Annotated in this window: 21 protein-coding genes and 1 tRNA gene; 9 read left to right on the top strand and 13 right to left on the bottom strand. The window is 57.6% G+C overall.

All coding sequences use genetic code 11. The features are described 5' to 3' along the window. The first annotated feature begins 48 nt into the window (after positions 1-48). Together DTW90_RS00665 and DTW90_RS00660 are read left to right on the top strand one after the other, a co-directional pair. On the top strand, positions 49-966 hold the full coding sequence (locus tag DTW90_RS00665) for a PhzF family phenazine biosynthesis protein (protein ID WP_132524324.1): 918 nt from the start codon (positions 49-51) through the stop codon (positions 964-966). A gap of 125 nt (positions 967-1,091) precedes the next feature. After that, a tRNA-Lys gene (locus DTW90_RS00660) sits at positions 1,092-1,167 on the top strand. A gap of 285 nt (positions 1,168-1,452) precedes the next feature. Here the strand turns inward: DTW90_RS00660 and DTW90_RS00655 are convergent. The 6 genes from DTW90_RS00655 to DTW90_RS00630 all read right to left on the bottom strand — a co-directional run bounded on the left by DTW90_RS00655 (position 1,453) and on the right by DTW90_RS00630 (position 8,534). Then, positions 1,453-2,700 (bottom strand): polysaccharide biosynthesis/export family protein, encoded by a 1,248-nt coding sequence (locus DTW90_RS00655; RefSeq protein ID WP_149336008.1) that lies wholly within the window; start codon positions 2,698-2,700, stop codon positions 1,453-1,455. Between the two features lie 14 nt (positions 2,701-2,714). Next, positions 2,715-4,859 carry a polysaccharide biosynthesis tyrosine autokinase gene (locus DTW90_RS00650; protein WP_149336007.1) on the bottom strand — a complete coding sequence of 715 codons (2,145 nt, stop codon included), beginning with the start codon at positions 4,857-4,859 and terminating at the stop codon, positions 2,715-2,717. A 50-nt stretch (positions 4,860-4,909) separates the two neighbouring features. Beyond that, entirely contained in the window at positions 4,910-5,683 is a 774-nt protein-coding gene (locus tag DTW90_RS00645; RefSeq protein ID WP_132524327.1) for a response regulator transcription factor, read from the bottom strand. Positions 5,684-5,788: 105 nt separating this feature from the next. Beyond that, positions 5,789-6,442, bottom strand: a complete 654-nt coding sequence (locus tag DTW90_RS00640) for a PIG-L deacetylase family protein (RefSeq protein WP_188079853.1) — start codon at positions 6,440-6,442, stop codon at positions 5,789-5,791. Then, positions 6,439-7,242, bottom strand: coding sequence for a sugar phosphate nucleotidyltransferase (locus tag DTW90_RS00635; RefSeq protein WP_132524328.1), 804 nt, complete (start codon positions 7,240-7,242; stop codon positions 6,439-6,441). The genes DTW90_RS00640 and DTW90_RS00635 overlap by 4 nt, the downstream gene beginning before the upstream one ends. Further along, a complete protein-coding gene (locus tag DTW90_RS00630) occupies positions 7,239-8,534 on the bottom strand; it encodes a class I SAM-dependent methyltransferase (protein WP_149336006.1) in 1,296 nt (431 codons plus the stop codon). Before DTW90_RS00630 ends, DTW90_RS00635 begins: the two co-directional genes overlap by 4 nt. A gap of 312 nt (positions 8,535-8,846) precedes the next feature. Here DTW90_RS00630 and rfbC point away from each other — a divergent pair, with 312 nt between their 5' ends. Further along, complete coding sequence (rfbC, locus tag DTW90_RS00625) at positions 8,847-9,389, top strand: dTDP-4-dehydrorhamnose 3,5-epimerase (protein ID WP_149336005.1); 543 nt, start codon at positions 8,847-8,849, stop codon at positions 9,387-9,389. Here rfbC and DTW90_RS00620 read toward each other — a convergent pair. From DTW90_RS00620 to DTW90_RS00605, 4 genes are all read right to left on the bottom strand, one after another. Then, complete coding sequence (locus tag DTW90_RS00620) at positions 9,386-10,717, bottom strand: DUF4910 domain-containing protein (RefSeq protein WP_149336004.1); 1,332 nt, start codon at positions 10,715-10,717, stop codon at positions 9,386-9,388. The two genes, rfbC and DTW90_RS00620, sit on opposite strands and share 4 nt — an antisense overlap. A 9-nt stretch (positions 10,718-10,726) precedes the next feature. Continuing rightward, positions 10,727-11,776: an NAD(P)-dependent oxidoreductase gene (locus DTW90_RS00615; protein WP_149336003.1), complete on the bottom strand. Its 1,050-nt coding sequence runs from the start codon at positions 11,774-11,776 to the stop codon at positions 10,727-10,729. 99 nt (positions 11,777-11,875) lie between these two features. After that, positions 11,876-13,243 (bottom strand): glutamate-1-semialdehyde 2,1-aminomutase, encoded by a 1,368-nt coding sequence (locus DTW90_RS00610; RefSeq protein WP_149336002.1) that lies wholly within the window; start codon positions 13,241-13,243, stop codon positions 11,876-11,878. A gap of 254 nt (positions 13,244-13,497) precedes the next feature. Next, entirely contained in the window at positions 13,498-14,169 is a 672-nt protein-coding gene (locus DTW90_RS00605) for a response regulator transcription factor (RefSeq protein ID WP_149336001.1), read from the bottom strand. Positions 14,170-15,194: 1,025 nt separating this feature from the next. On the opposite strand from DTW90_RS00605, the gene DTW90_RS00600 reads away from it, so the two are divergent. Next, positions 15,195-16,394, top strand: coding sequence for a glycosyltransferase family 4 protein (locus tag DTW90_RS00600; protein ID WP_149336000.1), 1,200 nt, complete (start codon positions 15,195-15,197; stop codon positions 16,392-16,394). 25 nt (positions 16,395-16,419) lie between these two features. Here the strand turns inward: DTW90_RS00600 and DTW90_RS00595 are convergent, their stop codons facing one another. Beyond that, entirely contained in the window at positions 16,420-17,601 is a 1,182-nt protein-coding gene (locus DTW90_RS00595) for an alpha-hydroxy acid oxidase (protein WP_149335999.1), read from the bottom strand. A gap of 387 nt (positions 17,602-17,988) precedes the next feature. Between DTW90_RS00595 and DTW90_RS00590 the strand changes: the two genes are divergently transcribed. The 3 genes from DTW90_RS00590 (at position 17,989) to DTW90_RS00580 (ending at position 21,011) form a co-directional block, all read left to right on the top strand. After that, positions 17,989-19,101, top strand: a complete 1,113-nt coding sequence (locus DTW90_RS00590; RefSeq protein WP_165927873.1) for an MraY family glycosyltransferase — start codon at positions 17,989-17,991, stop codon at positions 19,099-19,101. Positions 19,102-19,483: 382 nt separating this feature from the next. Beyond that, positions 19,484-19,837, top strand: a complete 354-nt coding sequence (locus tag DTW90_RS37585; protein ID WP_246664864.1) for a putative colanic acid biosynthesis acetyltransferase — start codon at positions 19,484-19,486, stop codon at positions 19,835-19,837. A 190-nt stretch (positions 19,838-20,027) separates the two neighbouring features. Next, positions 20,028-21,011: a phosphotransferase gene (locus DTW90_RS00580; RefSeq protein ID WP_149335997.1), complete on the top strand. Its 984-nt coding sequence runs from the start codon at positions 20,028-20,030 to the stop codon at positions 21,009-21,011. A 76-nt stretch (positions 21,012-21,087) separates the two neighbouring features. On the opposite strand, the gene DTW90_RS00575 is transcribed toward DTW90_RS00580, so the two are convergent. Both DTW90_RS00575 and DTW90_RS00570 read right to left on the bottom strand, forming a co-directional pair. Next, a complete protein-coding gene (locus DTW90_RS00575) occupies positions 21,088-22,356 on the bottom strand; it encodes a glycosyltransferase family 4 protein (protein ID WP_149335996.1) in 1,269 nt (422 codons plus the stop codon). Beyond that, positions 22,353-23,609, bottom strand: coding sequence for a glycosyltransferase family 4 protein (locus DTW90_RS00570; protein ID WP_149335995.1), 1,257 nt, complete (start codon positions 23,607-23,609; stop codon positions 22,353-22,355). Before DTW90_RS00570 ends, DTW90_RS00575 begins: the two co-directional genes overlap by 4 nt. A 305-nt stretch (positions 23,610-23,914) precedes the next feature. Here DTW90_RS00570 and gmd point away from each other — a divergent pair, with 305 nt between their 5' ends. Beyond that, complete coding sequence (gene gmd / locus DTW90_RS00565) at positions 23,915-24,985, top strand: GDP-mannose 4,6-dehydratase (protein WP_132524342.1); 1,071 nt, start codon at positions 23,915-23,917, stop codon at positions 24,983-24,985. Continuing rightward, positions 24,969-25,934: a GDP-L-fucose synthase gene (locus tag DTW90_RS00560; protein WP_149335994.1), complete on the top strand. Its 966-nt coding sequence runs from the start codon at positions 24,969-24,971 to the stop codon at positions 25,932-25,934. The genes gmd and DTW90_RS00560 overlap by 17 nt, the downstream gene beginning before the upstream one ends. Positions 25,935-26,034: the final 100 nt, after the last annotated feature.

Below are 26,034 nucleotides of genomic sequence, written 5' to 3'. Positions count from 1 at the left end.
TGCGCGGTCGGGCAGGTTGGCAATTTGTGGTCAAAGCAGGAGGCAGGGTTGGCTCGAAGCTACAGCGTCTATGATGTGTTCACCGACAGCAAACTCGCGGGAAATCCGCTGGCGGTTGTTTTCGACGGGGAAGGCCTGAGCGACGAGGCGATGCAGGCAATTACGCGGGAATTGAATCTCTCGGAGACGGTTTTCGTACGCACTTCGCCCAATCCGGCGCATACGGCCAGCCTTCGCATCTTTACGCCCGGCCGGGAACTTCCCTTTGCCGGGCATCCCACCGTCGGTGCGGCCATCGCGCTTGCGGAGCGGGCTCATGCCCACCATGGCGGCGATCTCGATCTTGTCTCCGTGCTCGAAGAAAGGGTGGGGCCGGTGCGCTGCGCCGTGCGCCTGCGGCAGCAGCAGGCAAGCTTTGCCGAATTCGACCTGCCGCGCAAATCGCAGCAGATTAACCTGTCACTCGACAAGCTTGGAATCGCCAATGCATTGGGCTTGAGAACGACGGATATCGGTTTCGAGAATCACGTGCCTTCGATCTGGAGCGCCGGCGTGCCGTTTCTCTTGGTGCCCGTGCATGATGTCGGTGTTGCCGAGCGGATCGAGTTCGACCCGCAGCTTTGGGAAAAGACGGTCCCCTTCGTCGATGGTGCGCTCGCCTCGGCCTACATCTACTGTCGCGGCGCGGTCAATCATACGGCGAAGTTTCATGCGCGCATGTTTGCGGCTGGCATGGGCATCGTCGAAGACCCGGCGACGGGATCCGCCGTCGCGGCGCTATCGGGAGCTATCCATCATTTCGACCAGCTTCCTGACGGTCACCGTCCTGTCATCGTCGAGCAGGGTGTCGAGATGGGCCGACCCTCGTTCATTCACCTGCATATCGACGTCGATGGAGGGGAGATATCGAACGCACGGATTGGCGGTCAGGCAGTGCGCGTGGCAACCGGAATGCTGGATCTTTGATTTTCAATGGTTTTTTGCGTCGTTCGAATTTTTTTTGACAATTAACCAAAGAAAATTCATCTGGCCGCTGGACAACGAAACCGATCCTATTTATATGCCCGGTCACACCGCGAGCAAGCGGTTACGGGTGATTAGCTCAGTTGGTAGAGCAGCTGACTCTTAATCAGCGGGTCGTAGGTTCGAGCCCTACATCACCCACCATTTTCTCTCAATGAAATCAAAATGTTACGCTGATTTGCTTAGCCAGCGGCAGGAAAAATGAGTTCTCGCAGGATCGCTATAAGATCAAGCGGGTAAATAGCTGAATTCGGCTGATTTCTTTTCCTTGTGCCCACAGAATCGCAAATGAGTCGGCGCCACGACGGTCGCGGCCGGAATCGAACCGGTTCATGCGAGTAAACGCGCATCCGATTCCGTTGTCGCGGCTGGGGGGAACACTCGAGGGCAGGGTTCCTATCGGCAAGCCGGAGAGCCTGCCACTCCGACTTATTTGGCGCTTCCCACAGTTATCGTTGGGTCCGGTCCCACCAGGCGCACGCGGATCAGGTCGCCGGGCTGAACCTGCGTATGTTCGTCGATCGTCGTCTCTTCATACTGGCCGTCCGTGAGCCGCACGACGGAGAATTCCGTCTGGATGATCTTTGATCGGTCGGTGACGCGCCGCGCAGCAGCGCTGATCTCAGCCATGACCTGCACGTTGTATTCCATTTTTTTCCGGATGCGCAGCATGTCGAGATTGACCTGGCGCAACTCGGTGACAGCGTCGCCCTTTCGTTTGCTATCCAAATCCTGCAGCCGGCGTTCTACTTCATTTTTGCTCTGCTTGGCTCGAGCGAGATACGAACCGAATTCCAGCAATTGCTGGTTCATCTGCAGCAGCTCTCTCTTTCGTTCCCGCAGCACCGATTCTGAAGCCGCGCCTCGCGTAACCAGCCCCTGCGAGGCATCGACGTCGAGCTTGAGAAGGTCGAACTGCTGGTTGCGCAGATCGGTGCTCTTATTGAGCATGTCGATTTCTTCGGCGAAATTCTGCCGCTGGTCCTGAAGATTGGTTCGGTCGCTTTGCATGACCGTCAGGCGCTGCTGATAGAGATTGCGCTCCGAATCCACGATGCTTTGCAGCGTCGCCGGATCACGCAGCGCGCCCTGGTTCGTGATCGGGTAGTCGAACGGCTTGTCGTTGAATTCCGCTTCCAGGCGTACGCGCTTGACGTCCAGCGAGAGCAGCTGGAGGGTCAGATCCTCGTATTCCTGTTGAACGTTGATCAGCTGAACGCCAGAGGTATCGGTCTGGACCGTGGGCTCGCGCAGGCCGCCGCCGAGCGCGAAGAGCTCAAGTGCGATCATGCCGGGCCGGAATTCGAATTTGCCGGGTTTCTGGACGTCGCCCATGATGAATACGGGCGCATATTCCTTGATTGCTACCGCCGCCGAGAGATTGGGGATATGGGGCTTCAGGCCAGTGTTGATCTGGTCGCTGATCTCATCGAGCGTATGCCCCTCCACCGGGATGTTGCCGAGGATGGGATAGCCAATGGTCCCTCCCGGGCCGACGGGAAACGCTCCGCTCAAGCCTGCGTCCCCGTAAACCGTGATGGACAGGGTGTCGCCCTCCGCGACCTTGTAGGACTCATCCTGCGCCGACGATTGCTGCGGCAGCGGGAGAAGAAAACAGGTGGAGATGGCGGTGCCGAGAATAAACGTCTTCACCCGTCGAGAATGATGCTTCAGCATGAACATGGTCCACCTCAACTCTGCACGGTCACAGGCCGGGCAGGCTTGTATTTACGTCCGCGTTTCGATTTTCCTGCCGATGAGAACAGCCAACCGAAGAGCGGCGACCGGTGCCGCTTGCGCCTGATGCCGTTGAGAACGATCCCGCTGATCGGCCGATTCGTCAGTCTCAGCTTCTTGATCGATGCTTCGACTTCGGTGATCTTGGCGATGTCAGGATTGATGACGAAAGCGACGGTGTCGGAGAAGGACGCCACGCGAAGCAGATCGAAACCATCCGCGGCCGTGGGTCCGTCAATGAGGACAAGATCGTAACGGCGCTTCATTTCCTCCATCAGCGTCGCGAAGCGGCGGCTGCCAAGGATGAATTCCGGCGGTACGTCACATTCCTCAGCGAAGACGATATCGACATCCGATCCTGGATCGTGCTGGATCAGCTCGTCCGCCGATATTTCCTCGGTCACGAATTGAGCGAGATGCCTCGACGTTTGTAGTGCAAATTCCTTCGAAAGCGTCGGGTTTCTGAGGTTGCACTCCAGTACGGCAGTCTTCACGCCGGTTGCTGCGAGTGAGCGAGCGAGATTTCCGATAATGAATGTCTTGCCTTCACCGTTTATGGACGAGGTCAGCACGACGACGCGGGCGCGTTCCGTAGAGAGCCGAAGATAGGTCTGCAGATCCGCAATCGCTGCCCGGAAATCCGGTGCACTGCGGTTGATATCAGCGGCCAGGACAACTTCCTTGCGTGAGAGGCGCGGTATTCGCCCGATGATGGCCAATCCGAGCTTCGCTTCGAGTTTGTTTGGCGAGCGGACCGACTTGTCGGTGAAGTTCAAGAGAAGCGCGAGTGCGATTCCTCCCAGTATGCCGAAGACGAGGCCTGCAATTGCCCATAGTTTGGCATCGGGGCTGGTTGGATGCGGGCTTGGCATGGCGCGAGAGATCAGCCGCGCTTCGGCCGTGGCGATGCCATCCTGTTCGATCGTCTGCTTGTATCGTGACAGGTAGCTTTCATAGAGAACGCGGTTGGCTGCTGCTTCGCGGTCGAGCTGGCTCAACTGGACCTGAGCCTGGCTGGTTTTCGACATCGCCGTCTGGATGTCTTTCAAATTGGCTTCAAGGGCTTCCTGCTGCTTGTCGTTGACGACAATTTCGCTTCGAAGACCATTGACGACCTGCGTCACCTCGTTGGCAACCTGCTGTTTCAACGATGCGCGCTGGGACAAGAGTTGCGGCAGTTGCGAGTTCATCAGCGCGCCGCTCTTGTCGATGTCGGCGATGGCACGTTCAACCCTTGCCTGCTCGGCTCGGAGCGCCTGAACGCTGGGGGAGGAGAGAACCTCGTACAATCCGAGGATATCGCCTTCCTTTTGCATTTGTTCCGCCGTCTCAAGCCGCGCGACGGACCCGGCCATTTTCGTCTGCAGCGAGGTCAATTCGTCGTTCATCCGGGAAATCTGCTGGGATTGCAGCGGTGCGCCACCCGTATCGACAAGCCCCGCCTGCGTACGGAAATCGTTGGCTGCCCGTTCGGACTCTTCGAGTTTGGTCCTGAGGCTCACCAGGCGCTCGCCGAGCCACTCACTGACGCGTCTCGTCGCCGATGTCTGCTGATCGATCTGGTAGTCGATATAGGCTTCCCCGTAGGCATTGGCGACTTGCGCCGCGTAAACCGAATCGGTGGCGTAATAGTCGATGTAAATCGTGTAGGAGCGTCCGTCGTTGATGACACGGACGTCATCCATCATCTTGTCCAGCTTAATTTTCTTCTCACGCGGGTCCAGGGTCGTCTGCTCTGGCTGAGGTCCTGGACCGTTGGCGCGTCTTTCGGCGGCAATATCCTGTTTGCTCAGCTTATCGAGCACGCGTTCGGCCATCGATCTCGATCCGATGATGTCGAGTTCGGTGCGCAGAACGGGACTGTCCTGGGGCAATGGGGAGATGACGGATTCCGTCGGCAGGACCTGAAGCTTGCGGGCGTCCAGCGCCAAAATCGCCTCTGCCTTGTAGCGTGCCGGTGTCGCGAAGTAGGAGACCGCGGCTCCGATCAAACCTAGAATGAGACACTGGAATACGACATACCGTCTTTCCCACAGGATCGAAAGGAAGCGGGGCCCTGACTCCTGTTCCTGTGCCTGCGGACTCTGGGATACTATCATCAAACAATTCCCGTACTTGGATGACAAACACTCGGTCGGGTTTTGGCCGATCAGCAGGCCCGATCCTTCATCGCTATATCTCCGATCTTGCAGGCCACCTCCGTTCGGTTGGTCGCTCCAAGCTTCTTCATGATATTGCGAATGTGGACTTTGATGGTGCTTTCACAGAGGTTCAGCTCGGAAGCGATCACCTTGTTTGCCTTGCCGCAACGAAGCGCCTGCGCCACCGCCGACTGCCGGCTCGTGAACGTGGAAGCAGAGGCGGGTCGGGCCATTTTGGAAATTCCAAGGGACTCGCGCATGTTGAGCAGGCTGCTTGCCGGGACAAAGCGTCCGCCGGCGATGGCGAGGCCTATCGCCTGGATGCAGACGTCGATGCTGACGGAGCTTGGAATATAGCCGCGCACGCCGAGCTGGATGATATGCAGAACCTCGGGGAGTTCCTGGCTGTTCGACAGAACGATGACCGGGGTAGGGGCCATCGCTGTCACGAGCGTCTTGATTTCCTCGCTCAGGCTCTCGTCATTGATGTCGGTATTGCCGGCATTGAAGAGAATGGCACGCGGCAGACCCAGATCCCTCTTCGTGTCGCCCCATTCCTCCAAGTCGCTGCAGGCGACGACCTTCATGCCGATGTTATGAATGGCAAGGCCATGGGCCAGGCATTCCCGCTCCAGCGCACGCCTGTCGATCAGCGCGAGATACCCAGTGGTTCGCAGTTGCGGCGATGGCTGCACCTGAGTGAGGCCGTTATCGATCGTCCTCACGCTCCCAGGATGAACGGTGATGTCCTTCGTACCAAAGTCGAGACGCTCAGTGCTCATCTTCAACCCCCTCTCCTCAACTGAATATTGATCCGCTTGGGTTTCTCTTTGTGGTTCTCGGTGTTCCTTTTGTTCGGGCGCCTTGCCATGTTCGCGCCGATATCGTCATGCCAGTAGAAGTTTCCTCGCCGTGAACGCCTCCGCAAAACGCGCCGGCGCGCGGCATTCCATCCCGCGCAGTCGCGCCAGGCTGCGGAACGTATCCGCATCGAACCAGTCCTTCGACCGCTGCGTTCCGAAATTCTTCAGAAGCAACTCGACCTTGGCCTCCATGATGGCCTCGGCTATCGGGACGTAGGTGTTGCGCCGCATCAGATCGCCGTCCCATTTCGGAATTTCGTATTCCAGGATGAAGTGGTCGCGGAACACGTTGGTGGTCAGCATGTTGATCTCGCGATGGTCCTGATGTTCATCCTCCCGGCTGTGCGTGAAGATGACATCCGGACTGACGCGACTGCGAAGCTCGATCAGCCATGCCTTGATCTCTCGGCTCTGGCTCGGGAAATAGCTGTCCTCGAAATTGCCGAGCTCGATCTTGCAGCTCTCGGTTTCGCTGAGGAAAGCTTCAGCCGATCTCCGCGCCTCGGTCTCGCGTTCGCCTGAAGCGCTGAAGACGCACCAGTGGACGTCAAGGATGACGCCGCGTGAAAGCAGGCTCAGTATCGTGCCGCCGACGCCGATTTCGATATCGTCCGAATGTGCACCGAGGCACAGGACCGACAGGCGTTCACCACGCGATGCGAGCGCAATGTTTCTCATGGGCGCAGCGCTGCTCCGCTTCGCACCGCTCCGGTCTCGCGAATCCAGGGCATATCACCGCGTTCGACCATTGCTTCCAGCGTCTGCCAGTCGCGCAGCGTGTCCATCGAGCGCCAGAAGCCGGTGTGCTTGTAGGCCATGAGCTTGTCTTCGGCGATCAGACGGGAGAAGGGTTCGAGCACAAGCTCCTCGCCTTCGCGCATGTAGTCGAAAATCTCGCCGCGCATCAGGAAGTAGCCGCCATTGATCCAGATGTCGGACCTGTCCGACGACCTGAATTCGCGCACCCGACCGTCGTCCTCGATATCGGCGAGATGATAGGTGAGGGGCGGGCGCACCGCGAGGAAGCAGGCAAGCTTGTCGCTCGCCTCGAAGCGGGCGATCATGTCGTCAAGGTCGACATTCGTCAGCCCGTCGCTGTAGTTCGCCAGGAAGATCTTCTCGTTCTTGACGTGATCGCGCACGGCCCAGAGCCGCTCGCCGATGTTGCGCCAGATGCCCGTATCGATCAGCGAAACGCGCCATTCCTTGCGCATCTCGCCCAGCAATTCGACCTGGCCGGAACCCGACACGACGCAATCCGAAAAGGCATGCGGTTTGCTGTTCAGGAAGAAGTCTTTGATGACATTGGCCTTGTAGCCGAGGCAAAGAATGAATTCGTCGTGCCCGTAGTCCGAATAATATTGCATGACGTGGCGCATGATTGGCTGCGAGCCGAGCGGGATAAGAGGCTTCGGCACGCTCTCGGAATATTCGCGGATCCGGGTTCCCATGCCACCGCAAAAAAGGACGACTTTCATGGCTGGATCTCCGTTGGATCGATGACGGCTACGTGGGGGATCGGAACGATGAACTTGCCGCCCCAGTCGCCGATATGTTTCATCTGCTTGACGATCTCGCCTTTGAGATTCCAGGGCAGGATGAGGACGTAGTCTGGCTTGTGCATGTCGATTTCGTTGACCGGCCGGATCGGTATGTGCATGCCTGGCGTGAGCCGGCCGTGCTTGTACGGATTGCGGTCGACGGTGAAGTCGAGGAAATCGGTGCCGATTGCGCAATAGTTGAGAAGCGTATTGCCCTTGCCAGGCGCGCCGTAGCCGCAAATGGTCTTGCCTGCGTTCTTCAGCTGGATGAGGTAGGAAAGCAGATTGCGTTTCGTCGTGCGCACCGCTTCGCCGAAAGACGTATAGGTTTCGACGAGGTCCAGGCCGGCCTTGAATTCAGCCATGCGCAGCGCGTCGACCCGCTCTTCGCGATGGATGTTTTCATCCCTGTGGCAAAGGTAGATGCGCAGCGAGCCGCCGTGCGTCGGCAGTTCTTCGACATCGAAGACCCTGAGGTCGTGAAGTCGCGCCATCTTCTCGATCGTCATCAGGGAGAAGTAGGAGAAGTGCTCGTGGTAGATCGTGTCGAATTGGCTTTCCGCGATCAGCGTGGCGATATGCGGAAACTCGAGCGTGATCACACCCTGTGGCTTGAGCAGCAGCTTCATTCCGGCGACGAAGTCGTTGAGGTCGGGAACCTGTGCCAGAACATTGTTGCCGACAATCAGGTCAGCCATTTTGCCTTCAGCGACCATTTCACCGGCAAGTGAGGTTCCGAAGAAGCGCGTGACCGTGGGCACGCCTTTTTCGATGGCGACCTTTGCCACGTTGATTGCCGGCTCAATGCCGATGACAGGTATGGCCTTCTTCACGAAGTGCTGCAGGAGATAGCCGTCGTTGCTGGCAAGCTCGACGACAAGGCTTTCCGAATTCAGGCCGAAGCGATCGGCCGCCATGTCGCAATAGCGACGGGCATGCTCGACCCAACTGTCCGAATAGGAGGAGAAATATGCGTATTCCTCGAATATATGCTGCGGACTGATATGCTCTTCGAGCTGAACCAGTAGGCACTCGCGGCAGACAAAGGCATGGAGCGGGTAGTAGGCTTCCATGTTGCCTATTTCCGCCGCGGGTACGAAACTTTCGCATGGCGGTGACATTCCCAGATCTACGAAAGTATCTTGCAGAGCTGCCCCGCAGAGCCGGCAAAGCCGAGCATTCTGAATGGCAGCCGTCATCGATAAGCTCTGACCGGCCTGAAGATTCATGCCCCCGTCCCCTATATGATTCAAGATGACCTGATCGCGGACCTGATAAGCCCGTCGTTGATGTTGGCAAAGTATCTCCGGGGGGCGTTGAAAACGATACCGCAATACGAACACCGATATCGTCCAAAAGCCGTATGAATTCTGTCTTGTTTTTGAACAATAATTCGATAGTCGACTATCGTTATTCTGAGTATCACCTTAAGTACTTGTTCTCATTTGCCTTGTATTGGAGTAATATCTGATCAATAGCTTGCAGTGTTGGTGTTTTGCCCATTGGTGGTAAGACTTTTGAGACTATTGCTGGGGGATCGGATGCGCTTCAACAGGACGAGAATTGAGGGTCTCTGGATCGTCGAACCCATACCGTCGGTGGACAGTCGCGGTTCGTTTGCGCGAACCTTCTGCAAGGAGGAGTTCGCCCAACACGGGCTCATCCAGGACTTTGTCCAGCACAGCTACTCTCATTCGCGCCAGAAACACACGATCCGCGGCCTACATTTCCAGAAGGCCCCGCATGGGGAAGACAAACTGGTCTCCTGCATGCAGGGCGCAATATGGGACGTCGCCGTGGACCTGAGGCCAGAATCTCCAACCTACCTCGAATGGGCAGGGGCTGTGCTCTCCAGCGAAAACCGGGCGCAGTTCTATATTCCGAAAGGCTTTGCCCACGGCTTTCAATCACTCAGTGACGATGCCGTGGTGTCCTACCTGATATCGACGCCATACGAGCCCACCGCCGCCAGCGGCATACGCTTCGACGACCCGGTCGTCGGCGTCAGTTGGCCTGCGGATCCCGCCGTCATGTCCGACAAGGATAAGAGCTGGCCGCTGCTGCGCGTCAGCGATCCCGTCTAGTTTTCGGCGGCGCTGATGTCTGCAAGCAGTCCTGCATCCCTCAGTCTCGCAGCTGCTTCCGCGATTTCCGAAAACACCATGTCGGCCCGCTCGGCGATATCAAGAAGCGAATGATTACCGTCGGCCAGATTTAGTACCCATAGGTAAGCCATTGTTTTCGTACTGTTGGTCTTGTGACCGCCAACGGGCGAAAACAGCCCGCGCTTGCCAAGCTGCGGTTCGCCTTTGGGGGAGAGGTTGAGGGGCGTCCAATTGCCCTCGAGCGCATCGATCACATCGGTGAGCATCCGTAATGACGAGGCAAGATGTTCAGGACGTATGAAATCGAGATTGTCCGCTGACGTGTGGTATTCCGCAAAGGTCCCGAAAGCGCTTCTTTGCAATAGCCCAACCGACATATTGAAGCCGGGCGAACAGAACTGCCTTTCGTCATAGCCGTAAGGACTGAAGTTCTGGACGGTCATCGGCGTTTCGTTGCAGGAAATGCGTGCCATCAAACGATCTATGATCGCATTGCCCCGACGGCTTTTCTTGTAGATCGGTCCGCCTCCATCGCCGACGCAGGACACGACCAGGCCGTGGTCGATGTTGCCGAGGCGATCCTCGTTCCGGGAAAGCCAGGTGAGCGATCCGATCGTGCCCGGAGCGAAGAGAAAGCGGTAGCTGTAGCGCGTCTTCCGGCCCCGCAGCAGCTGAGCAAGGCTGGTCAGCACTGCAAGTCCCGAGCAATTGTCGTTGGCAAGCGACGGATGGCAAATATGCGCCGATAGCAGGACCTCCCTGCCGCTCGTTCCCCGATGGAGGTATTCCCCATAGGACAGGTGTCCATCCGATTTCGTGGAGTCGATGACGACTTCGTAATCGCCATCCTGCAGCTCCAGGAGCTGGTTATGCGACAGGCAAAAGGCCCAGTCGTCGATATAGTAGGCGGTCTTATAGGGGATGAGGTCAGGTTGCGCCGGCAGCGTATAGATATGGCTCTTCAGCTCACTCAGCGGCATGACTTGCCGAACGTTCCGGCTATAGCTCATGACATGAAGGTTCGAACGGGCGAAATCGACGACTCTTCGTCCGGCGGCATCCTTGATGTATGCGTCCCTGATGTTCCATTCTGGCGGAATGACCCAGTCGAAGACCTGGGTTCCGGTCGCGACCTCATGGAGTTCGAGGTCGATATGTTCGCGCAGAATGTTGATGGTCTCGCGCACACCATTGCCGGTAATGCTGCGGCAGATCGGAAAAAGGCGACTGGCGAGAGCATAGATCGCCGGACCTATGCTCTCGCTGTTCTCTGCTAGGTTGGGTCGGGGTGGCAGAGCAGAGTCCATGCGACAGGCCTATTCTGCCGCGGCGGCTGGAGCGGACGAGCGCAGATTTTCGTCAAGCTCATGACTGGCAAGGAGTTGTTTGAGCTGCGCAATCCGCTGATAGCGGGGGCCTTCAAACTCGGCGAGCGTCAGGCCGGCGCTAGTATAGGCATTGTAGAGCTGAGCAGCACCAGCGGCTGCATCCCAGGTCGGCTTGAATGCCGGCAGAAGGCGGCCGATCTTGCTGAAATCGACTCGATAGGAGCGCGTATCCGGGCTTGCATCGGCGGCGAATGCCAGATGGCAGTCGGGTACGGTTTTGGCGACGATTTCGGCGATCTCCCTGATCTGGTAGTTGTGCGCCGCCTGGCCGACATTGAAGGCCTGGTTGTGAACCGCAGCAACGGGCGCCTCGAGGGCGGCAAGAAATGCCCTGGAAATATCCTCGATATGAACGATCGGCCGCCAGGGCGTACCGTCGGATTTGAGCAGGATCTGGCCTTCGGTTACGGCCCACGCAACCAGATTGTTCAGTACGATGTCGAAACGCAGCATCGGCGAGAGGCCATAGGCGGTTGCCGGGCGCATATAGGTCGGGCAGAAATCGTTGTCCGCGAGCTGGGCAATATCGCGTTCCGCGAAAACTTTCGATGTTCCGTAGGCGGAAACCGGTTTGAGTTCGGCGGTTTCGTCGACGAGGCCTTCTCCTGCCGCACCGTAATTGCTGCAGGATGAGGCGAAGAGAAAGCGCTTCACCCCTGCCTGTTTGGCCGCTTTGGCTACGCGCACGCTGCCGCGATGATTGATTTCATAGGTGATTTCCGGATTAAGGTTGCTCAGCGGGTCGTTCGAGAGAGCCGCGAGATGGATGACGGCGTCGAAGCCCCTCAGATCCGCCGCCGATATATCCCGCACATCCTTCTTCACACCGGGCACGGTGGGCAGATCGCCGCCGGGTGCATAGTGGCAACGATGATATAACTCGCAATCGTAACCGTGAACCTCGTGGCCTACCTTGCGCAGGATCGTAATCATGACGGATCCGATGTAGCCGCGATGTCCGGTGATCAATACCTTCATTGTCATTGCCTCTCTGGAATTGAGCCCTGTGCCCGGCACATCGGCGTTTCGTCTTGGTGGCACTTATCGTGCTCATCGGCATCGGCCACTGCGATCCGATCAGGCGAGACGCGCGATCGGTCGCTGCTCACTCGGCGGCGGATTGTTGAAGCGGCGGAAGACGACCTGCGACGGACGACCGACGAGATATTTCCCGACGCCGTTTTCAAGGGCGAGCTTGTAGACGCGAAGGGCGCCATCGAACGCGTCGATCGTGCGCGCGATGTCTTCGTCCGAATGGGTGTAACTGACCACCAGGGAGGGAGCGAGAATCCCGCGCCGAATAATCTCCTGCAGGAACAGCGTGCGGAATGCCTGCGACGGTTTTCCATCGTCGTCGCGAGTGGTGAAGCTGAGGCAGGCGGGATGACCGACCACGGAGAAGAAGTCCTGGAGCCCGTGCGCAGCAATAAGCCCGTCAATGCCGCTCTGGAGCGCTTTGCCCTGCCGCACCAGGTGCTCGATCACAGGCTCCGTTCGATAGACATGCATCGTGGCGATTGAGGCCGCCATCGCATGCGTCTCCGCGCCATGTGTCGTCGACAGGAGAAATACGCGGGGCAGAAATGCCTGGTCGATGCCGCCCTGTTCCATGAATTCCCGCTTGCCGGCAAGCGCGGAGACCGAGAAACCGTTGCCGAGTGCCTTGCCGAAACAGGACAGGTCGGGTGTGACGCCAAAGAGTTTCTGTGCTCCGCCGACATGCCACCGAAAGCCGGTAATCATTTCGTCAAAGATCAGCAGCGCCCCGTTTTCGTGGCAGAGCTGCTGCAGCCGCTGCAAAAAATTGTCTTTCGGATTTTCGCCGCGCGTCGGCTCCAGCATGAAGGCGGCGATCTTGCCGGGATGGGCCTGAAACAGCCTGCGTGCGCTTTCGAGATCGTTGTATTTGAAGCCAAGGGTCAGTTCGCGAACGGCAGCCGGAATACCGGCATTCATCTCGGTCGCACCGATGAACCAGTCGTCGGTAGAGAAGAACGGATGGTCTTCGCAGCGCGCGATGAGGTCACGGCCGGTGACGGCGCGGGCGAGCCGCATGGCGCCTGACGTGGCGTCCGATCCGTCCTTGCAAAATTTGACCATGTCGGCGGTGGCGATGGTTTCAAGAAAGGCGGCCGCGCATTCGGCCTCGATCTTCGACGGGCGGGTGAAATTGCAGCCGAATTCAAGTTCGCGCCTTACTGCGTCGAGCACCGGCTTGTAGGCATGCCCGAGCCCGACGGCGCGATTGCCCATGCCATATTCGATATATTCATTGCCATCGACATCCCACACATGGCAGCCGCTGCCCCTGGCAATAAAACCGGGGGAAAGGATGGGATATTGATCGTCACCTTTCGCATAGGTATGGGCACCGCCCGGAATAAGCGCCTTGGCGCGTTTGCGAAGCTGGTCGGATTTCTCAAAATTCTCAATGAAGCCGTTCACCTTGCGCCCTCGGTCCGCTCAATTGACGTCAGGCAAGTATGGCAAGATCGATGGAAGGGATCATTCCCGCCGTTCGGCGTCTCGGGCTAGCCGAAAGACTTAGAAGGCGAAATCAAGGGTCTTGAAAATTGCGGATCGTATTACCCTGCATGGAGGCCGAGCTTTACCCTTCGGTTCGTCCTTTGCTGGGAGTGGACAATTGGAAGGGCAAGCCCGTCCGGCCGCCATGCTATCCAGGCAGTCATTATCAGCAATCAGTTGAAGAGGTCGCCCAGCTTGAACATGACCTCGGTCCGGTTGCTGGCGTTCAGCTTTTTCATGATGTTACGGACATGAACCTTGACAGTGCTTTCGCGCAGATTGAGCTCGTAGGCGATGATCTTGTTGGGTTTGCCTCGGCTAAGTGCGTCGATCACGTCCTCTTCGCGAGGTGTGAAGAGTTCGGCGCGTTGACGCTCCTTGTGCTCGGCACTCGCAACAAGCTTATGCAGATCGGTCAGGCTTTCCGCTGAGATAAAAACCCCTCCCGCCAAAGCGAGCCCGATCGCCTCGACGCAAACAGACAGCCCGATTGCCGATGGTATATAGCCTTTGACACCGGCTTCCAGCGCCACAAGCACCTGTCTCAGATCGTGATTTTCCGACAGGATGACGACCGGGATATTCGGAAACTGGTCGACCAGTTGCCTGATCTCGTCGACCATCTTTTTTTCGGAGAATTCGCGGTGGCCCGTGTTGATCAAGATGCCGGCGAAGTCGTGCTCCGGCAATTTGATCCAATCGCTGATCGAGGCAAAGAGCCTTATGTCCAAATCGAGCCCGTGCGCGATCAGACTCTGGGCCAGGCATTCCCGGTCCAGCGCGCGATCGTCGATTATCGCGAGTGTGTTCGCGTTATGGGTCTCCGCCGTCAGCGATTTTTTCATTGTGTTAGATACGACGTGAAACCGGCCAGTTTTATGTAGCTGCGATGTATTGTTCCCGTTGACCATGACAGACATTGGCATCCCCTATACTTTCTACACGCCGCCCTCGATTGATGAAACGCTTCCATGCTTCCGACGCGCAGTTGCCGATGCGATCGGTCAGGCAATAACGGGTTCCGTAGTCGGTAATCTGTACAGCCGCATGGCTTCGTCAGGGAGCCATTTCCGGATTTCCGTTGCGATGCCTACACTTATCCTCAGTTGTGGACCTTTTTGGCGTTTCCTACAGTGAGGTTGTATTCCTATAGCATCATTCTATAGACAAATTGAATATAAAATTTAATATAGATACCGGATATGTTGGAAAATAGATCGAAAATCCGGAAATCATCACATGATATTGGAGTTAATCTGTTTTTCGGTGGTGTTATTCTGATTATTAAAACGAATTAAATCGTTTGGGTAAGCCATCGCCAACCCCTTTGACATAAATCAGTGAAACAATTCTGATTTCTTATCAGTATTGATCCGATATTGGATATATTATCGCGAATAACTCATCGTTCAAGGCTATAAAATTAAGTAGAACGCATCTCTTCGGGCTTTTAATGGCACCCAATTCAACGCGGGTGCGCATACCGATCCGTTCCCCTGTCGCTGCATTCGCCAGAATTGGACCCGTCAATAACCCGGCAGTAATAGGGCAATCAAATGATCGTGAAGTATAGCGCGAACCTGCATTGAAGGCTCATGGAAGAATGGGCCATCAATCTTGCCCCGGGAGGCGTCAAATCCAAGCCAACAGCACTCAACACGGCATGGCAGACCATCACAGACAAAGAGGGAAGGTAGCCTTTGGTATAATTGTCTAGTCCGAATGGCAGCCAGCCGCATTTGGCTTCCATCGAAGGGCGACAACTGTCCGCCAACCATTCATCTATTGCCCAGAGATGAAGCAGCTATTGTTCCCGTTATCGCTAACGATTGCGCCATGAACGATGCGCGATTTTTCGAAAGAGAATGCGGTGAGATTTGCATATTTCGCTCTGCCGCACATCGGCGGCACATACTCCGTCTTCAAGCAACTGAGGCATGGGTTGGCCGATTTCGGCATCGATGTCCGTTGGCTGGCGCAGGGCACTGGGCACCAGACTGTGACGCCTGACTTGCGCGACGAGATGGCGTTCGGAACGCTTCTCAACATGCCCGATACGCTCGATGAGCGGACCTGCGCTCGATGCCTCGCTGCGGCGATTGAAAGCCGGGGCTATGACGGCGTGTTCATCAACGTCCTCGGTGATCGCATGCAGATGAATATCGCGCGTTATCTGCGCGAGGATATTCTACGCATCATGATCGTGCATAACATTACTCCCGGCACTTATGCGGCTGCCACTTCCATTCGGGATTATGTGCACGCGACAGTCGGCGTTTCAGAGCGCTGCCGCAGCGACCTCGTTGCTCGCCACGGCTTTTCACCCGACTCGACATTCGCAATTCCGAACGCGCTCGACAGGATGAAATTCGCTGAAGTTGAGCGCAAGCCGTCCCCGCAATCGCCTTTACGCCTGCTCTTCCTCGGCAGGGTCGAAGACGCTTCCAAGGGGGTGCTGTGGCTTCCGCCCATTCTCGAGGGCCTGCCGAACACCGTCATGCTGACCATAGCCGGTGACGGACCGGATCTTTCAAGATTGAAGGCAAGGTTTAGTGCTCCGCACAACGCGCGCGTTTTCTACGAGGGAGCCGTCAGTCCGCACAAGGTTCCGGAACTGGTCGCGCATCATGACGTGCTCATCATGCCCTCGCGTTTCGAGGGATTCGGGATGACCCTGATTGAGGCGATGGCGGCCGGATGCGTCCCAGTCGTATCGAATATTCGCGGGGTTACGGATACAATCGTCGATGACGGTCAGGACGGCCTGCTTTTCCCCGTGGGCAACTACGGGCAAGCGGTTCGGCTCATTGCCGGCCTTGAGCGTGATCGTAACCTGTTGGCTCAGATGTCAGCAGCAGCGATCCGAAAGGTCGCCGAGAGGTTTTCATCCGATGAGATGGCGCGTCGCTATCATGAGGTCATCGGGTCGATAAAGGCTGATAGCCTGGATCTTTCGCCGCCTCTCGATCTCAATGGCTGGTCCATGCCGCCGGGTCTGCGCCCCGGGTTGAGGACCTATATTCCGGGGCCATTGAAGAACTGGCTACGCGTCATGCGCGAGAGGCTGTAGGCCATCCCGCTGCGGTCCTGCTCGGCTAGATATGCTCAAGGAAATCCGGCGACAGTTCATCGAAACCGGTGATGCCCAGCAACGCCATGTCGCGGCGTACCTGTTCGCCGAGTATCGATGCGGCTTTCACGACCCCCGCATAGCCGCCGACCGCCGCGGCATAGAGAAAGGGACGGCCGACGAAGACGAATTCGGCTCCGAGCGCCAGTGCCTTCAAAACGTCGGTACCGCGGCGGATGCCACCGTCGACCATGACTGTCATCCTGTCGCCGACCGCTTCGGCAATCCTCGGCAAGGCGCGCAGAGGTGACAGCGTACCATCCAGCTGACGCCCTCCGTGATTGGAAACGATAATGCCGTCGACGCCGGCCAGCGCTGCCGCTGCGGCATCGTCCTCGCGCATGATGCCTTTGACCACGAGCCGTCCCTTCCAGCGACTTCTGATCTGCTTCAGATGTTCCCAGTTGAGATGATCGCGCTTTCCGAAATCGCGCGTGACGGAGCGTGCGATGATCGGCACGCCGCGGGTTGCGTAGGAATTTTCGAAATGTGGGATGCCGTGGCTCATAATCGTTCGCCCGAACGTACCGATCGACCAGGCGGGATGGCTGATGCCCTGCCATGCCAGCCGCAAGCTCGGCCGAAGCGGTGTCGAGAAGCCGGCGCGGATATTGTTTTCCCGGCTAGGCAGGATGGCCACATCAACAGTCAGGACCAATGTCTTGAAGCCGGCGGCGGCAACGCGATCAATAAGCGCGTCAATGCGATCCGGTTCGCCGGGCAAATATGCCTGGAACCATGACCCCGGCGCGACCTCGGCGACCTCTTCCAGACGAATGAGGGAGGAGCCGCTCATGATCATCGGAATGTTGCTTTGCGTTGCGGCTGCGGCGAGGACGATATCACCCCGATAGGCCATCAATGCGCTGATACCCATCGGAGCGATGCCGAAAGGTGCGTCGTATTCCGTGTCGAAAATCTTTTTTCTGGATGACCGGGAAGAGACGTCCCGCAGCACATGCGGCCGAAAGTAGTATTCCCCGAAGGCCCTGCGATTGTCGGTCAACGACTGGTTGGTTTCGCTGCCGCCGACAATATAGGCAAAGAGCGGGACCGGCAGATGCCGCCGGGCCAGAGTTTCGAAATCATCGAGTGATAGCGCATTGCGAATTCGGCGGGACGCACCTGCCTGGTTTGGAATTTTCAATCGTCAGTTCCTCCCCGAACCGATGCTCGACATACCAATAATCCGCGATCGGAGCATTGTGCATCATCTGACAGGAACTGATGCTTGTGTCTATCGATCCAATGGTGGGAGAGAAACGGTTCCTACTCCCCGATGGAGTTAGGCGTGGCCTCCTAGCCTGCCAAACGCCTCCATGGCCTCGGTCCCGGCGCCGGCGGCGGAAGTGAGGGTCCTCTTCACCTTAAGCATGAGCCAGCTAAGCCTAAACCTAACTCCTCACCAATAAGGTGAAGGTTGGAGATCGATTTTGCGAATATGCCGCTCCCGAGGCCCTCTTATACTGTCGTCAAAGCATTGTGCACCGTCCAAGTGCCTTGGGCGTGGTTCGGCGTGGCCAAGGGGGCTGATATGGAAGTCGTGATAAGCAATATCTCAATCTTCGTATTGTGCGTTGCCCTTATCGTCGTCCTGCGCAAAGCTTCCGTCGCCCTTGCTCTCGTGGATCATCCCGATGCCCGCAAACAGCATGTCGGTGCGGTTCCATTGTGCGGTGGTCTTGCGATCTTTACGACCTTTGCCCTGGTAAACTTCGTTAGCGGTCACATGAGCGCATTCGGTCTGAATTTCTGGGTCGGGCTGTTTGTCGTCGTCGCGGTCGGTACTCTTGACGATCGTCACCCGCTGCCGGCCTCGCTGCGCCTCATCATGCAGTTTCTCGTGGCGGCGATTTTGATCGGAGGATTGAATATCGGGCAGATTTCTTCGGCTGAATTTGCGCCTGGTGTCGCAGCCTCGGCCGGGGCTCTGATCGTCGTCGTCGGGCTCTGCTTCATCGCCGGCCTCATGAATTCGTGGAACATGATAGATGGCGTCGACGGACTGGCGGGCGGAGCGGCGGTGGTCGCGCTGGTCTGGCTGATGCTGGTCGCCGAAATAAAGGACATGGGCGAACTGATACTGCCGTTCGAGCTTCTGCTGACCGGTCTTTGCGGTTTCCTGATCTTCAACATGCGCAGCCCGTGGCGAATTCGCGCGAGCATCTTTCTCGGTGACGCCGGCAGCATGGCGCTCGGGGCGACGATTGCCTATGGCATTCTCCTGCTCGCATCCGACAAGTCTCCGGCTCCTTTCATGGCGCTCCTGTGGATCGTCATCATTCCGGTGACGGATACGCTGAGCCTGATGATCCGGCGCGTCCTGGCGGGCCGCAGCCCGATGTCGGCCGATCGCTGGCACCTGCATCATCTCCTTCTCGACGCCGGCTTCATGCCGATGGCGACCACCAACATCATACTGGTGGCTTCGGCTGTCTGCGGAGGCATCGGCTATCTCGGAATTCGCAACGATGTGCCTGAGGTCGTCATGGCGGCCGGCCTGCTGATCCCGGTCGGGATTCATACGCTCTTCGTTATGGCCGCCAGCGGCTCGATCGCCAAACTGCGAATTGCGCTGGCAAAGAGCCGTCGTTCGGTCGGGGTCGCTGCAACGGGCATGTCCGGCAAGACAAATCTCAAGATTTGAAGTTGCGGGTGTTCCATTGATCGGTCCGTCGTATTCGCGTTGACCGCCATAGCGTTCCGGCTGCTTGCGGCGACAGGGCATGAAAGATTTGGAGACAGCTGCTTCCGCCGAGCCAAGGGAACCCGCCATGCAGTCGCGTTATGAAGACCCGACATTCGACCAGCGGTCGACTCCTCTCCCGCGCTTCGGAGGAGCAACGTTTGCCGTGCGTTTCAGGATAATGCAGCTTATCTGGCGGATCTCATGGACGCTGCTTGCCTCCTGGACGCCGCCACCCTTCCGGAGATGGCGGAATTTTCTGCTCTGCTGCTTTGGGGCACAGCTGGATCCGACCGCAATTATCAGCGCAAGCGTCAGGATCTGGTGGCCGGGACACCTAGTCATGGGCAAGCACACATCGCTTGGGCCGGGCGCGATCTGCTACAACGTCGCGACCGTCACGCTGAAGGATTTCTCGATCGTCTCGCAACGGGCGCATCTTTGCACCGGATCCCACGATATCCAGGACAGTCAGTTTCCATTGATCTCCCGGCCGATCGTGCTTGAGCCGAATGTCTGGATCGCCGCAGAGGCCTTCGTCGGGCCGGGCGTGGTTGTCGGGGAGGGGGCTGTGCTTGGCGCCCGAGGCGTTGCCGCAAAGTCGCTACAGCCCTGGACCATCTATGTCGGCAATCCCGCCAAGGCAGTCGGCAAACGCAACCAGTCCGCCGCCGCCGGCTATGCGCTTGTGTCTTGAGTGGTTAGAACGCGTTTCTTTAGAGGCGGCCGGCTAATTCGGAATTCCGCGGCAAGGGCCACCACTGTTGTGATGTCCGCAGCGGCAACCATGCGCCAATTGCGGTCGTCAACGGATCGACGCTTGACTTTCGTACAGCCCTGGCAATCCTCCGGCTCGAATACTTATGACGCAGCCAGAGGCATCGATCATGCTCGACTTCCGTCCACTATATTCAACACCGCAGCCTGACGCGGTCGCGGAGTTTATCGAGAAAAACTACGCGATCGAAGGGCCGATCTCCTGCCGAATGCTCCAGCGTGGCCTGAATGACGTTTATCTCGTCGTTGGGAAAAATACGGAGCGCTACGTATTTCGACTTTCTCAACACAGGGCACGCGGTCCAGCTGATGTGAAAAGCGAGACGGCATTCCTGACACACCTTTCCCAATCACGCGTCCCGGTCGCTGCTCCCATTCCAACGCTGGATCGTGCGTTCTCCCTACAGGCGCAGGCACCGGAAGGTTTGCGCTCCGGAGTGCTCTTTAAGGCACTCGACGGTCGCGAACCTCACGCGAGCGACCTTGGCGATGCCAGAGCCAATGGGAAAACCCTCGCAATGCTGCACAATGCAGCGGAGGTATTCCCTCACGATGGAGCGCTTTATCGACTTGATCTTGAGTACCTGCTGTGGCGACCCCTCGCACGAATACGAGAGAGTGGCATTGTTGAGGACGCGGAGGTGTATGCCGATCTCGAGCGTATAGCTGGAGATACGGGGAAAGCGATTGAAGCTTTCGGCAATCTGACATGGACCTACTGTCACGGGGACTGCCATGGTTTCAATTCGCGCATCAACGAGGTTGGTGAAGCAGTATTCTTCGACTTTGACGACAGCGGCCCAGGTTACCTTGCTTATGACTTGTCGGTTTTTCTATGGGCGAATGTATCTTTTGGCAGGAACTCGACACGCAGATGGGGTGCGTTCATCGAAGGATATCGAGCCGTCCGACCCATAACTCCGGCCGATTTCGAAGCCGCTCTGCACTTCGTAATTGTCCGCCATTTTTGGCTTATGGGAGAGTACGCAGCGCGCGCCAACGAGTGGGGAAGCAACACCGTCGGTTGGATTGCGAGGGAGACCAACTTTCTTAAGATGTGGGAGACCGAGCAACTCCTCGACCGTCTGCTCTAGCTACCTCAGTCTCATCAGAATGCGATGATCGCAAAGGACAAACTGCTGCCATGGTAGCCTCCGCGCTGACCTGCGATCAGCTGCCGGTGCACGCTATCGTCCTCACCCCAGCATTATGCCGTTCTGCCGGCAGGACCGATAATGCTGCGACAAGTCGCTTGCCATATTCGTTCACCGTGAACTCGGACGCCCTTCGTGTCGCATTGAGTGACATTGCCGCTCTGAGTTCGTCATCGGCAACAAAACGATCGATGGCCGAGGCGATCGCCTCGGGATCGCCGACGGGCACGATGAATCCCTCGATGCCGTCACGAACCACGGTACCGGTATTTTCCGTCGTCACGACCGGCAAGCCTGAAGCAAGTGCCTCATAGACAACGGTTGCGGAACCCTCGCAGACCGACGGCAGTAGAAAGATATCCGCCCAGCGAAATTCGGCCGCCATTTCGGCGCGTGGCACAACGCCCTTGAGTTCGACCTTCGTGGAAAGTTCCTGTCGAGGCCCGTCTGCCAGATTGAGCCGCCCGACCATACGGAAGTTTGTAGCGCCGCCGAGAATCTCTGCCGCAGCGGCGACGTAAGGTGATCCCTTCCGCAGCCCGACCTCACCAGCGGTCAGCACGCGCAGAGGGCCAGGGCGCCTTGCTTTTCGCTCCGGCGAGAATTTCGGATCGACACCATAGGGAAGGAGAACGCAACGTTCCGCCGGGCCGCCGCAGGCGATGACATGCCGGCGGACGAATTCGGATGGACATAGGATGAGATCGGCAAGCGACCACTCCGCCCGTTCGCGGTCCGCGAAGGACCTGGCGAAAGGGTTCTGCTTCGGCAGCCCCATCCATTCCGGAAACCGCGTCATTTCTCGAGAGACGAGTTCTTCCAGGACATCTCTTGGGGCGACCATCTGTTCGACGACCGTCCACATTCCTTGCTGCTTGGCAGCCTCCATCTGTTCCAGAGCATCGCCGCTGAAAGCGTAGAGCCCTGACGCGCCATGAAAGCCGCTTTTGGCCACCAAGGTCGAAAAGCGGGAGCCGGCCCACACGGCATGAGAGGTTTCATCGGCGATATTACCGATACGCGAACGTCGGATAGCCGAAAGTGCGCCAAAGCTTGCAAAGGTGGTCGTCAATGCGTTGGGGACACCCTTCGGCGCCCGGCCGGCGAGCCGCCTGATGGCCGAAGGCAGAATTTTTGTCGGAAGGACTTTTACGATGCCCGGCCAGCCCTTGGTTGCCGTAATGTCCGTATAGAAATGCGCAAGCTGCCCATGGTTCACGAAAATCCGGGGAACAGCGTAGTGCATGCGTGCCCCCAGCTGGCTGACAACAACTTTTCCATTCATGGAGATACCCGTTGTTCGATATGAGGCACCCGGTCACCGGAGCGGTCTAGTCGGTCGAGAAGGGCGCACCATTTGTCGATGGCCTGATCGTAGGAATAGTCGTTTGTCAGGACACGGCGGGCGATCTGACCCATCTCCAGGCGTCGCGCGGTGTCGTCTCGTAATTCGCGAATGGCAGCGGCAAGCCTTTGTCCTTCGCCAATCGCGATGTTTTTGCCGCAGCCATAGGCATCGATGACTCGGGCGACTTCGCCGTTGAGGTCGCCGATGAAGATTGTCGGCCGGCCGGCCGCAAGAATTCCATAGAACTTGCTCGGAATGATGCAGTGCTCGAGCTGCGGTAGCAGGGACACCAGATGGACGTCTGCCGCGCAGAGACTCTTTGCCAGATTTTCAGCCGGTTGAAGGGGTTTGAAGATCATGTTGTCGAGGCCGAGTTTTTTCGCGGCGTCGACCACGCGTGCATGTTGATGGCCGTTGCCGATCATGAGGAAGCGAATGTCGGGCTGATCCCTCAGCAGGGCGGCGGCATTCAAAATCGTATCGAATTCGTGCGCGCGTCCGAAATTGCCGGAATAGCCGATAACCAGTTTATCGTCCAAGCCCCATTCGGTTCGCAGCTCGTTGTCGGCTGCGGCGATCGGGTAGATCTCCTTTCCATCCGACCATTGGCGCAACAGGCTGATGGGGCAACGCGGCGACAACTCGTCGCGCAGATAATCCGCCATCGTTGTTGTCGGGCAGGCAATCGCTGCCGATGTTCCGATCGACCAGTTTCTCAGGCTGCGTGCGAGCCTGCCGACGATTGGCGAGCGCTTGAACAGGCCCAGTTCGATTGCGGTTTCCGGGAACAGATCCATGACCCAGTTCACCGAGGACGCTCCACGAAGGCGCAGTGCAACGGCTGTTGTCACCGACAGAAAGGGCGGATCAGTGCAAACTACGGCGATATCGTCGCGCGATGCATGGCGGACAAGCCAGGTGAAGGCGGAGAGATGGAAGAAGAAATAGTCAATCGCGCGCCCGAACGTTTTGAGCCTGCCGAAATGGGACGTCGTCAGCCGCACCACCTTGATGCCGGAAATGACTTCGTTCGGGGGAAGAACGGTCTGATCCTCGTTATGGAGATGGCGACTTGCCACCGCGACGACTTCATAGCCGCGCTGGGCCAAGGCGGATGCAATCGATGTTATCATTCGACTGGTCGCGGACTGATCGGGGGAGACGTAGCGATTGACGAAGATGACTTTCATTCGATGATCCCTGAGATCGCCGGCGCTGGATGGCTTGACCAGGTCTCAAATCCCATCATCGTGGCGCGTCGCGCGCTCACAAGCTGACCAAAGGCGATAATTTCCGCCAAAGGGGTGGCGCGCCCCCTACCTCATAAGAGGTGATGTTTCCCCATTCGAATAATCCGGCACACCGGTTTGGCGGGTATCGGGTGCCCGCATTCTCCCTATTGGCAAGGTGTCGATGGACGACCGGCACCTATACTGCCTTCATCGGCAGCCATGAGTGGACGCCGGCCCTGTGGACAACATGGAGAAGCTGGCGCATGCCCGACAAAGTCGCATTGATTATCGGCGTTACCGGACAGGATGGCGCCTACCTCAGCGAGCTTTTGCTTTCGAAAGGCTATGTGGTTCACGGCCTGAAAAGACGCTCGTCTTCCTTCAACACCGGGCGCATTGACCATCTCTATCAAGATCCACACGATGAGCCGGTCCGCTTTCGCCTTCACTTCGGCGATCTGACTGATGCCACCAATCTCTGCCGCGTCATTCAGGACGTCCAGCCCGACGAGATCTACAATCTCGGTGCGCAAAGCCATGTGCAAGTCAGCTTCGAGACCCCTGAATATACCGCGAATACCGACGCGCTTGGAACGCTTCGTGTGCTCGAGGCGATCCGCATCCTCAAACTCGAGAAAAAGTGCCGCTTCTACCAGGCCTCCACTTCCGAACTCTTCGGCGGCATGAGCGAGATTGCGCAGCACGAGCAGACGCCCTTTTATCCCCGAAGCCCCTATGCCGCAGCGAAGCTCTACGCCTACTGGATGGCGGTGAACTATCGCGAATCCTACGGCTTCCATGCATCCAACGGCATCCTGTTCAATCACGAAAGTCCGCTGCGCGGCGAAACGTTCGTGACGCGAAAGATCAGCCGTGGCGTGGCGGCAATCGAGCGCGGACTGACGCAGAAGCTTAGGCTCGGCAATCTGAACGCCAAGCGGGATTGGGGCCACGCTCGCGATTATGTCGAGGGCATGTGGCGGATCCTGCAACAGGACGAACCGGACGATTACGTTCTCGCCACAGGCGAGACGCACACCGTGCGCGAATTCGTGGAGCGGGCATTCCGCGTGGTCGACAAGGCCATCGAATGGGAAGGCGACGGTGTGGACGAAGTCGGCTTCGATAGGAAGACCGGCAATCGGATCATCGAGATCGATCCGCGATATTTTCGGCCGGCGGAGGTCGACACTCTCCTCGGCGATCCGAGCAAAGCCAGACGGAAGCTCAACTGGCAGCATTCGACCTCATTCGGGGCTCTCGTCTCGGAAATGGTCGAAAGCGATCTACGCACGATCATGCGCGAAGAGGGCAGAAATGACTTTTATGGCTAAGATCAACGAGAAGTTCGATTTGACCGGAAAGCGTGTCTGGGTCGCGGGTCACAATGGTTTGGTCGGTTCGGCGATCGTTCGGCGCCTTCAAAGTGAAGATTGCGAAATCGTCACCGTTTCCCATCGTGAGCTCGATCTGACGCGTCAGGCCGATACGGAAGAGTGGCTGCGGCAGATGCGTCCGCAAGTCATCTTCGTTGCGGCGGCGCGGGTCGGCGGTATCGTTGCGAACGCGACCTATCCGGTGGATTTTCTCTACGTCAACACCATGATCGCAATGAACATCATGAAGGCGGCTGCCGATCTCGGAACAGAGAAGCTGCTCTGGCTCGGCTCCAGTTGCGTCTATCCGAAATTTGCCTCGCAGCCAATCGACGAGCATTCGTTGCTAACCGGGCCGCTTGAGCCGACAAACGAAGCCTATGCGATTGCGAAGATTGCGGGAATCAAGCTCGCTCAGGCCTATTCGAAGCAATATGGCGTAAGGTCGATCTCGGCGATGCCGACCAATCTCTACGGCCCGAATGACAATTTCGATCTCGAGACATCGCATGTCCTCCCGGCTTTGATCAGGAAGATCCACGAGGCAAAGATTGCTGGCACTGACGCGGTCGTATGGGGCACGGGCAACGGACTGCGCGAGTTCCTGCACGCGGACGATCTCGCCGATGCCTGCGTCTATCTGATGAAGAATTATTCCGACAGCCATCTGATCAATGTCGGTTCCGGACGGGAGATATCCATTCGCGATCTCGCCTACCTGATTGCCGATATCGTCGGCTTCAGGGGAAGGATCGTTTTCGACGTTACGAAGCCCGACGGAACTCCGAGAAAGCTTGTAAACAGCGACCGCCTGCGGGCCCTGGGCTGGACAGCCAGGACGGAATTGCGAAGCGGGATAGAACAGGTCTATCTGCATTGGCTCGATAAGGTGGCGATGCCAGCGTAGTATCAACGGAGTTGGACCGCTCCTCAATTACGCTTTGAAAAACTCAAAGCGCTTCAGCCTTTTGGGCGCAGTTGCGCCTCACGCTTGTGGCCTCAAACGC

Origin of the sequence: Neorhizobium sp. P12A (genome assembly GCF_008365395.1) — a bacterium.
Classification (GTDB): domain Bacteria; phylum Pseudomonadota; class Alphaproteobacteria; order Rhizobiales; family Rhizobiaceae; genus Rhizobium.
This window is presented reverse-complemented; position numbering and strand designations above follow the sequence as displayed.